We start from the raw sequence: 9,516 nt of genomic DNA on the forward strand, positions 1-9,516 counted from the left end.
GATCGCGGCAGTGAATACACGAGTGACGAATTCCGCACCGAAATAGGCAAGTTGCGCATGAGGCAGTCGATGGGACGCGTCGGCTCTTGTTACGATAACGCCGCCGCGGAAAGCTGGTTCGCCATTCTGAAAGCGGAGATCGGGACGACCGTGTGGGAGACCCGCGAGGCGGCCCGGGCCGACGTTTTCCGCTACATCGAGGTCGAGTACAACCGCAGCCGGCTCCGTCGGCACCCCGACTACGGGTACGTCACCCCGCTCGAAACGAGATCCCTGCTCAGGCAGAACCTCGCCCCGGCAGCGTAAACACCCGCTGTCCAGTTCGCGGGGGGAACTTCATCTACCTCGTCAATCCTGCTGCTGCAATCTCGCGCAATCTGCTTGGAGGTTGGAAGCCGGCCGCTCTACGTTCGTCGTCAGACCCAACCCGCGCAGTGGCATCGAGGGGAGAAGCGTGGTGGCGAGCGTGGCGGACGAGCGCGTGAATACGGGAGCTGAAGCCCGCAGCCTGCCCATTGATGTCGAGACGATCGCAGAGACCGTCGACATGGCCTGGGGCATGACCCTCAGCACGTCGACGCGCAAGGAGATCTACGACAGAACTGCCGAGCTGATCGGGCATTTGAACCTTCTCGTAGGACGGTGCCGCGGCGAGGACGAGAGTCGGGAGAGCTTGCGACTTCTGTGCGCGGTGGAACGCCACCTCGTGGCAGCCAACCGGCCGACTGCACGGACTCAAGCCCACGACGCGTACAACTACCTCCGCGACACGGCCATTTTTACGAGCACGCTGCTCGGGACGTATCAGAAGGTCCACGGAGTCAAAGAGGAATGACGGCCAAGAGGTGGCTGATCGGCCTCTGTTGGCTCTGTCGGACGTCGGATCAGCCGGTGACCTTCATAGGCCCTGTGACCGTGAACGGGGTCACCGCCCCAGGCTTCGCCTGCGCCGGCTGCTGCGAGTGGTCAAGGAAGTACGTCAGCGCGTACACGCGGCAGTACGACACACGCTCCGCCTCATAACCAGAGGCGTGGAGCATGAGCGCGGCTTCCGCGAAGGAGCCCGCTGGCACGGGGCTGATTGAACTCCCGCCCTGTCAGGGCGGGTCAGCAATGCGCATCAGTTCAGACGGAAGAAAGGGACTTCCCATGACTGTGGCACCCGAAAGGCCGGTCTCTCTGCGGCAGGGCCGGGACCTCGTCCCGACCGAGCTGTTCGAGCGCCTGGTGGACTTCTGCGCCGAGGAGTACGGGCAGGAGCGCTCCATGGCCGAGCGGATCATGAACGAGGCTCTGGCGTTCCTGGACGTGATGGGCCAGACGGGCGAGGGCATGTCGCCCTCTCAGGTCGTGGACCCCGGATGGCACACGTTCATGCTCCACACCGAGGACTACGAGAAGTGGTGCACGGAGCGGTACGGCCGGTTCATCCACCACGCCCCGAAGAGCCGCTACCGCGACCGGGCCGCGATGACGGACGTGGTGGCCGAGATCCGCGCCCACGGCTACGACGTCGACGAGTCCCTGTGGGGCACAAAAGCCGACTGCAACGAGCCGGCGTGCTGCGGCGACGGGCCTTGCTGCTGAGGCAAGCCCTGTCAGTGGCAGCCGCTGGAGCCCGGCCCCCGCCGTCCCGAACTCAAGGCACGAAAGGGAGTTTTCATGGCAACTGCCGAAGGAACCAAGGGCCGGGGGCGGGTAACCGTCTTCTCCATGTACGGGCCCGTCTTCGGCTACGCAAGCACTCTCGTAGATGACCAACAGGTCGCCTACGTAGGTCCGCTCACTCCGGGCGTCAGTTGGCGCAAGCTCTGGCAAATGGCAGAGAGGTGTCACAACGACGGGGCCGGGGAGACTCGAAAGGCTCAGTGGATCGTCTCGCAGACGTCCCGTGCGTTCATCTGCGGCAGTGACGTCGTCGTGAAGCTCTCCGACGCGGACTGGGAGATGGAGCCCGGTGGTTGGCTCGTGGAGCTTGACGGCTCCTGGTGCAACCAGGACGTGTTGGTGACCGGCAACCTCACGGTGCCTGACCTCACCGCTGAGCAGATCGCCGAGAAGTTCACCTATTACCCGCAGTACGCGGGATGACGCCCCGACCACGCTCACTCTGAGTCAGCAGCAGAAGCCCGAAACCCGGCGCAGGGACAGCGAACAGCCCCACACCTGCCAGGCAGGTGTGGGGCCGCGTTTCGGTCGGTGGCGGTCAGCGCAACACCACCCCCGCCCCCTCGCCGCCCTCCACCACCGCGACCGCCTCCTGCGACGGGACGGTGACGAGGCCCAACTCCGTGCCGGAGGCGAGGAGTCGGTGGGTGGGGAGGATGCGGATCGTGTAGCCGAAGGGGCCTGTGCGGTCGAGGGAGAGGGGGCCCTCGTAGAGCCAGCGGCCGTCGAGGTCGGGGCCGCCGGCGGGTTTCAGGGGGACCGCCGTCGCGTCCGTGATGCGGTCCTCCTCGTCGACGCGGCCCGCGACGGCCTGGACCTCGACGTCGTCGGGGGCGAGGTCGCCGAGGCCGACGCGGACCCGTAGCGCGAGGGTCGTGCCGAGTTCGGCGGAGGCGGTGGCCACCGACGTCTCGACGTGGTCCACGGTCACCGCGTGCCAGGCCGACCGCACCCGCTGCTTCCAGACGGCGAGTTCGCGCGCGGTGTCGGGGGCCATCGTCCGGTGCGCCTGGGCGGCAGGGGTGTAGAGGCGTTCGACGTACTCCCGGACCATGCGCCCCGCCAGCACCTTCGGGCCGAGCAGGGTGAGGGTCTGGCGGACCATCTCGATCCAGCGGTCGGGCAGGCCCGCCCGCCCGCGTTCGTAGAAGCGGGGGGTGATGCGCTGTTCGAGGAGGTCGTAGAGGGCGGACGCCTCGATGTCGTCGCGGTGGTCGGGGTCGGTGCCTGCGCCGTCCGCGGTGGGGATCGCCCAGCCGAAGTCGGGCTGGAACCACTCGTCCCACCAGCCGTCCAGGACGGAGAGGTTGAGGCAGCCGTTCAGGGCCGCCTTCATGCCCGACGTCCCGCACGCCTCCAGTGGACGCAGCGGATTGTTCAGCCAGATGTCGCAGCCGGGGTACAGCTTCTGCGCCATCGCCATGCCGTAGTCGGGCAGGAACACGATGCGGTGGCGCACCCGTGGGTCGTCGGTGAACTTGACCAGCTCCTGGACCAGGCGTTTGCCGCCGTCGTCCGCCGGATGCGCCTTGCCCGCGACGACGATCTGGATCGGCCGCTCCGGGTGCAGCAGCAGCTCCGTCAGCCGGTCGCGGTCCCGCAGCATCAACGTCAGCCGCTTGTACGACGGGACGCGGCGCGCGAAGCCGATGGTGAGGACGTCCGGGTCCAGGACGCCGTCGATCCAGCCCAACTCCGCTGTCCCCGCGCCTCGTTGACGCCAGGACGCGCGCAGCCGCCGCCGTACCTCCACCACCAGTTGCTCGCGCAGTTCGCGGCGCAGCTCCCAGACGTCCTGGTCGGGAATGTCGGCGACGGAGTCCCAGCGGTCGGAGCCGCCGACGCTCAGCGCGTCCTCGGCGCGCTCGGCGCCGATCTGGCGCGCGCCGAGGCGCAGCACCTCCGGGGCGACCCAGGTCGGGGCGTGCACGCCGTTGGTGACGGAGGTGATCGGCACCTCGTCGGGGTCGAAGCCGGGCCACAGGCCGGCGAACATCTCCCTGCTGACCTGGCCGTGCAGCAGCGACACGCCGTTCGCGCGCTGCGCCAGCCGCAGGCCCATCACGGCCATGTTGAAGAGGTTCGGCTCGCCGCCCGGGTACGTCTCCATGCCGAGGCGCAGGACGCGGTCGACGTCCATGCGCGGAAGCTCGGCCTGGGGGCCGAAGTGACGGGCGACCAGGTCGCGGTCGAAGCGGTCGATGCCGGCCGGGACGGGGGTGTGGGTGGTGAAGACCGTCCCGGCCCGGACGGCTTCCAGCGCGGCGTCGAAGTCCAGCCCCGTGTCGGCGAGTTCGGCGATCCGCTCCAGGCCGAGGAAGCCCGCGTGGCCCTCGTTGGTGTGGAACACCTCGGGCGCCGGGTGGCCGGTCAGCCGGCAGTACGTGCGTACCGCCCGGACACCTCCTATGCCGAGCAGCATCTCCTGGAGCAGCCGGTGTTCGCTGCCGCCGCCGTAGAGCCGGTCGGTGACGCCGCGTTCGCCGAGGTCGTTCTCCTCGACGTCCGAGTCGAGCATGAGGAGCGGGACGCGGCCGACCCGGGCCAGCCAGACGCGGGCGTGGAGCTGCTTGCCGGCCGGGAGGGCGAGGGAGATCTGCGCGGGGCTGCCGTCGTCCTCCCGCAGGAGGGTCACCGGCAGCTCGTTGGGGTCGAGGACGGGGTAGTGCTCCTGCTGCCAGCCGTCCCGGGAGAGCGTCTGGCGGAAGTAGCCGTGCCGGTAGAGCAGCCCCACGCCGATCAGCGGTACGCCGAGGTCGCTGGCGGCTTTCAGGTGGTCGCCGGCGAGGATGCCGAGGCCGCCGGAGTACTGGGGCAGGGCGGCCGTGACGCCGAACTCGGGTGAGAAGTAGGCGACGGCGGCGGGGAGTCCGGCGGTGGCGGGCTGCGTCTGGTACCAGCGGTCGCCGGTCAGGTAGTCGTGCAGGTCGTCGGCGGCGGCGGTCAGCCGACGCCGGAAGCGGCGGTCCTGGGCGAGTTCGGCGAGGCGTGCCGGGCGCACGCCGCCGAGCAGTCTGACCGGGTCGCCGTCCGAGGCGGCCCAGCGCTCGGGGTCGACGGACCGGAAGAGGTCACGGGTCTCCGCGTGCCAGGACCAGCGGAGGTTGCGGGCCAGGTCGCTGAGGGGGCTGAGGGGTTCGGGGAGGAGGGGTCGGACGGTGAATCGACGGATCGCCTTCACATTCCACCTCGTCGTGCGTAAGGAAGAGAGACGCACGGCGGTGTGCGTCCACGTCTTTCAAGACGGTACCGGCGTTGACGTCCGCCTTGCGGGGGGCTGGCCGCCCCCGCACCCCCGCTTTTCGGCCTGAACGGCCTCGTCCTCAATCGCCGGACGGGCTGAAGTGTCCGGACCGGCATTGCTCAGAACCGACGACAGCAGGCCGCCAACCCCGTTTCGCCCGCGTAGGCCGTCTTGTGGCGCTTCGCCCCCTCGCGAGAGGCTGCCCAGTGGCGTGCCAGGGAAGCCGGGGTGCGTCGAGTCGAGGAGGGGAACTCGAACCATGGCACGGACGCGCTCACGGCGTCTGCGCCGGGCGGGGGGCCTGACCACGGTCGCCACGATCGTCTCGGTCGTCACGACCGTCACGGCCGTCACGGCCGTGCTGCTGTCGGCCGTCACCCTGCCCGCGCACGCCGCATCGGAGGGGAAGATACTCGGGGCCGGTCTGCCCGGCACCGTCGGCGGAAGCTACCTCGTGACGCTGAAGGCGGACACGCCCGCGTCGTCGCGGGCCGGCCGACGCCTCGTCGGGACGTACGGGGCGCGCATCAGCCGCACCTACGGCACGGTCCTCAACGGGTTCGCCGTCGCCGCCGACGAGAGACAGGCCCGGCGGCTCGCGGCCGACCCGCGCGTGGCGTCCGTCGTCCAGGACACCCGCGTGACCGTGAACGCCGTCGGTCCCGTCGGTCCCGTCGGTCCCGTAGGCCCCGCCGGTCCAGTCGGCCCCGTCGGCCCCGTCGCGCGGAACCCGCCGCCCTGGGGGCTGGACCGCGTCGACCAGCCGGGCCGGCCGCTGGACGGCAGTTACCGGTCGCCGAGGTCGGCGGGCGCGGGCGTCACGGTGTACGTGATCGACACCGGTGTCCGGATCGCGCACGACGACTTCGGCGGCCGGGCGAGCTACGGCTGGGACTTCGTCGGCGGTGACGGGGTCGCCGCCGACGGCAACGGACACGGCACGCACGTCGCCGGCACCGTCGCGGGCACGAACCTCGGCGTCGCCAAGAAGGCCAGGGTGGTCGCCGTACGGGTGCTGGACAACGCGGGCGCGGGCACCACCGCGCAGGCCATCGCCGGCATCGACTGGGTCACCCGGCACGCGCACCGCCCCGCCGTCGCCAACCTCAGCCTGGGCGGCGGATACAACGCGGCGCTGGACGCCGCCGTCCGCACCTCCATCCGGTCCGGCGTCATCTACACCGTGGCCGCCGGGAACGTCGGGCAGCCGGCCGCCCTGCACTCCCCCGCCGACGTACGCGAGGCCATCACGGTCGGCGCGACCGACCGCGACGACGCCCGGGCGGGCTTCTCCAACTACGGTTCGGCCGTCGACCTGTTCGCGCCGGGCGTGTCGATCACCTCCGCGTCGTACACGAGCGACACCGGCCGGGTGGCCTACTCCGGTACGTCGATGGCGTCACCGCACGCGGCGGGCGCGGCGGCGCTCTATCTCGCCGACCACCCGAAAGCCACGCCCGCGACGGTCGCGCAGGCGTTGGTCGCGGGGGCCGTGAACGGCAAGGTGTCCGGCCGGGGGGCCGGTTCGCCGAACAAACTCCTGCAAGTCCCGCCGTTCGGGTAACGGGCCGGCGGCACCGGCTCCGTTGCTCGCGGACATGGCCGGTCTTGTGCGTAGACGTACGCGCGAGTAGTTAACAAAGTGCCGGATTGCTCACCCGTTCAGGGTGGGAAGGCTCCCTCGGTACACGACCCCACATCCATCCGCCCACCCTCGTTGATGCGGACAGGAGCGGTCATGCCCGCCACGCACCACTCGTCAGCACCCCCGACACCCCGCACCAAGGCAGCGCAGACGCCCGAGGCACCAGAAGCGCCCCCTCTGCGCCCCGCCGAAACCAGCACCGGCACCAGCACCAACGCCGGTACCCACACGGCAGTCGGCCCCGCCCTCACCCCCGGCGCACCCGTCACCGCCGACACCCCTGATCCATCCGTCACCCGCGACACCACCGTCACCGCCGTCACCGCCGTCACCCCGGACGCTCCCGTCACCCCCGTCACCGCCGTGGGGCGCATACCCGTCCTCGACGTCCGTCCGCTCGTCCAGCAGGGGCGTCGGCCCGCCAAGGCGGTCGTCGGTGAGACGTTCCAGGTCTCGGCGACCGTGTTCCGGGAGGGGCACGACGCCGTCGCCGCCAACGTCGTCCTGCGCGATCCGGACGGCACCCCCGGCCCGTGGACGCCGATGCGCGAACTGGCCCCCGGCACCGACCGCTGGGGCGCGGACGTCACACCGGACGCGACGGGCCGCTGGACCTACACCGTGGAGGCGTGGGGGGACCCGGTCACCACCTGGCGGCACCACGCCGGCATCAAGATCCCCGCCGGGATGGACACGGAACCGGTCTTGGAAGAGGGTGCCCGGCTGTACGAACGGGCGGCCACCGGAGTGCCGAAGGGGCCGGACCGGGCCGTGGTCCTGGCCGCCGTAGACGCCCTGCGCGACGAGTCGCGCCCGCCGACCGCCCGGCTGGCGGCGGCGCTGACGCCGGACGTCGAAGCCGTCCTCGCCCGCCACCCGCTGCGCGAACTGCTCACCGCCGCCGAGCCGTTGCCCCTGCTCGTGGAGCGCGAACGCGCCCTGTACGGGGCCTGGTACGAGTTCTTCCCGCGCTCGGAGGGCACCCCGGAGCGTCCGCACGGCACCTTCCGCACCGCCGCCCGCAGACTTCCGGCCATCGCCGCGATGGGCTTCGACGTCGTCTACCTCCCGCCGATCCACCCCATCGGTACGACCTTCCGCAAGGGCCGCAACAACACGCTCGACCCCGGCCCGGACGACGTCGGCGTGCCGTGGGCGATCGGCTCACCGGAGGGCGGCCATGACGCCGTCCACCCCGACCTCGGGACGATCGAGGACTTCGCCTGGTTCGTGCGGCGGGCGCGGAAGCTCGGTCTGGAGATCGCCCTCGACTTCGCCCTCCAGTGCTCGCCCGACCACCCGTGGGTGCAGAAACACCCCGAGTGGTTCCGCCATCGGCCGGACGGGACGATCGCGTACGCGGAGAACCCGCCGAAGAAGTACCAGGACATCTTTCCCATCGCGTTCGACGCCGACCTCGACGGGATCGTCGCCGAGACCGTCCGCGTGCTGCGGCACTGGATGGCGTACGGGGTGCGGATCTTCCGCGTCGACAACCCGCACACCAAGCCGGTGGTGTTCTGGGAGCGGGTCATCGGGGAGGTCAACCGCACCGACCCCGACGTGATCTTCCTGGCCGAGGCGTTCACCCGCCCCGCGATGATGCACACGCTGGGTCAGATCGGCTTCCAGCAGTCGTACACCTACTTCACCTGGCGCAACACGAAGCAGGAACTGACGGAGTACCTCACCGAACTCTCGGGGGACGCCGCCTCCTCCATGCGGCCCAACCTGTTCGCCAACACGCCGGACATCCTGCACGCCTACCTCCAGCACGGCGGCCGTCCCGCCTTCGAGATCCGCGCCGTGCTCGCCGCCACCCTCTCCCCGACCTGGGGCATCTACAGCGGCTACGAACTCTGCGAGAACACCCCGCGGGAGGAGGGCGGCGAGGAGTACCTCGACTCGGAGAAGTACCAGCTCAAAACCCGTGACTGGGCGGCGGCGGAGCGGGACGGACGGACGATCGCCCCGCTGATCACGAAGCTCAACGAGATCCGGCGGGCGAACCCGGCGCTGCGCCAACTCCGCGATCTGCACTTCCATCCCACCGACCAGGAAGCGGTGATCGCCTACTCCAAGAGGAGTTCGGCGAGGAGCTCGAAGGGGAGCGGTTCGAACACGGTTGTGGTGGTGGTCAACCTTGACCCCCACCACACCCAGGAGGCGACGGTCTCGTTGGACATGCCGCAACTCGGCCTGGACTGGCACGAGTCGGTGCCGGTGCGCGACGAGCTCACCGGCGAGACCTACCACTGGGGCAGGGCCAACTACGTGCGCCTCGAACCGGGCACCCGGCCCGCGCACGTACTCACCGTCCTGCGACCGTCCTACCCGCAGATCGGAGGGTCACCCACATCATGATCGTCAACGAACCCGTTCCGGACACCTTCGAGGACACCCCCGCCAAGGACCGCGACCCGGAGTGGTTCAAACGCGCCGTGTTCTACGAAGTCCTCGTCCGCTCCTTCCAGGACAGCAACGGCGACGGCGTCGGCGACCTCAAAGGCATCACCGCCAAACTCGACTACCTGCAATGGCTCGGAGTCGACTGCCTCTGGCTCCCGCCGTTCTTCAAATCCCCGCTCCGCGACGGCGGATACGACGTCTCGGACTACACCGCCGTCCTCCCCGAATTCGGCGACCTGGCCGACTTCGTGGAATTCGTCGACGCCGCCCACCAACGCGGCATGCGCGTCATCATCGACTTCGTGATGAACCACACCAGCGACCAGCACCCGTGGTTCCAGGAATCGAGGAAGGACCCCGACGGACCCTACGGCGACTACTACATGTGGGCCGACGACGACAACCAGTACGCCGACGCCCGCATCATCTTCGTCGACACCGAAGTCTCCAACTGGACCTTCGACCCCGTCCGCAAGCAGTACTTCTTCCACCGCTTCTTCTCCCACCAACCGGACCTCAACTACGAGAACCCGGCCGTGCAGGAGGAGAT

General features: G+C 69.8%; 9 protein-coding genes. 7 read left to right on the top strand and 2 right to left on the bottom strand.

Annotation, left to right across the window (positions count from 1 at the left end):
- Both BMZ82_RS38475 and BMZ82_RS38480 read left to right on the top strand, forming a co-directional pair.
- Positions 1 to 306 (top strand): integrase core domain-containing protein (locus BMZ82_RS38475; protein WP_143099003.1); only part of this gene is annotated, 306 nt, incomplete at its 5' end.
- 160 nt (positions 307 to 466) lie between these two features.
- Positions 467 to 835 carry a hypothetical protein gene (locus BMZ82_RS38480; protein ID WP_218159093.1) on the top strand — a complete coding sequence of 123 codons (369 nt, stop codon included), beginning with the start codon at positions 467 to 469 and terminating at the stop codon, positions 833 to 835.
- Between the two features lie 49 nt (positions 836 to 884).
- On the opposite strand, the gene BMZ82_RS38485 is transcribed toward BMZ82_RS38480, so the two are convergent.
- Positions 885 to 1,073: a hypothetical protein gene (locus tag BMZ82_RS38485; protein WP_093782037.1), complete on the bottom strand. Its 189-nt coding sequence runs from the start codon at positions 1,071 to 1,073 to the stop codon at positions 885 to 887.
- 76 nt (positions 1,074 to 1,149) lie between these two features.
- On the opposite strand from BMZ82_RS38485, the gene BMZ82_RS38490 reads away from it, so the two are divergent.
- Entirely contained in the window at positions 1,150 to 1,587 is a 438-nt protein-coding gene (locus BMZ82_RS38490; protein WP_177244877.1) for a glycine-rich domain-containing protein, read from the top strand.
- A gap of 231 nt (positions 1,588 to 1,818) precedes the next feature.
- Positions 1,819 to 2,091 (top strand): hypothetical protein, encoded by a 273-nt coding sequence (locus BMZ82_RS42450; RefSeq protein WP_256252343.1) that lies wholly within the window; start codon positions 1,819 to 1,821, stop codon positions 2,089 to 2,091.
- A gap of 115 nt (positions 2,092 to 2,206) precedes the next feature.
- Here BMZ82_RS42450 and BMZ82_RS38500 read toward each other — a convergent pair whose 3' ends face one another.
- Entirely contained in the window at positions 2,207 to 4,849 is a 2,643-nt protein-coding gene (locus BMZ82_RS38500; RefSeq protein ID WP_093782039.1) for a glycosyltransferase family 1 protein, read from the bottom strand.
- A gap of 322 nt (positions 4,850 to 5,171) precedes the next feature.
- On the opposite strand from BMZ82_RS38500, the gene BMZ82_RS38505 reads away from it, so the two are divergent.
- The 3 genes from BMZ82_RS38505 to BMZ82_RS38515 form a co-directional block, all read left to right on the top strand.
- Entirely contained in the window at positions 5,172 to 6,476 is a 1,305-nt protein-coding gene (locus tag BMZ82_RS38505; RefSeq protein WP_093782040.1) for a S8 family peptidase, read from the top strand.
- Between the two features lie 174 nt (positions 6,477 to 6,650).
- Positions 6,651 to 8,921 carry an alpha-1,4-glucan--maltose-1-phosphate maltosyltransferase gene (locus tag BMZ82_RS38510; protein ID WP_256252344.1) on the top strand — a complete coding sequence of 757 codons (2,271 nt, stop codon included), beginning with the start codon at positions 6,651 to 6,653 and terminating at the stop codon, positions 8,919 to 8,921.
- The coding region (locus tag BMZ82_RS38515; protein WP_256252345.1) for an alpha-amylase family glycosyl hydrolase at positions 8,918 to 9,516 on the top strand (599 nt) is incomplete at its 3' end. The genes BMZ82_RS38510 and BMZ82_RS38515, both read left to right, overlap by 4 nt.

Origin of the sequence: Streptomyces sp. yr375 (genome assembly GCF_900110755.1) — a bacterium.
Classification (GTDB): Bacteria; Actinomycetota; Actinomycetes; order Streptomycetales; family Streptomycetaceae; genus Streptomyces.

Excerpts from the sequence above, each read along its gene's own strand:
- BMZ82_RS38490 (WP_177244877.1), top strand. The coding sequence starts at position 1,150 with ATGACTGTGGCACCCGAAAGGCCGGTCTCTCTGCGGCAGGGCCGGGAC.
- BMZ82_RS42450 (WP_256252343.1), top strand. The coding sequence starts at position 1,819 with ATGGCAGAGAGGTGTCACAACGACGGGGCCGGGGAGACTCGAAAGGCT.
- BMZ82_RS38505 (WP_093782040.1), top strand. The coding sequence starts at position 5,172 with ATGGCACGGACGCGCTCACGGCGTCTGCGCCGGGCGGGGGGCCTGACC.
- BMZ82_RS38510 (WP_256252344.1), top strand. The coding sequence starts at position 6,651 with ATGCCCGCCACGCACCACTCGTCAGCACCCCCGACACCCCGCACCAAG.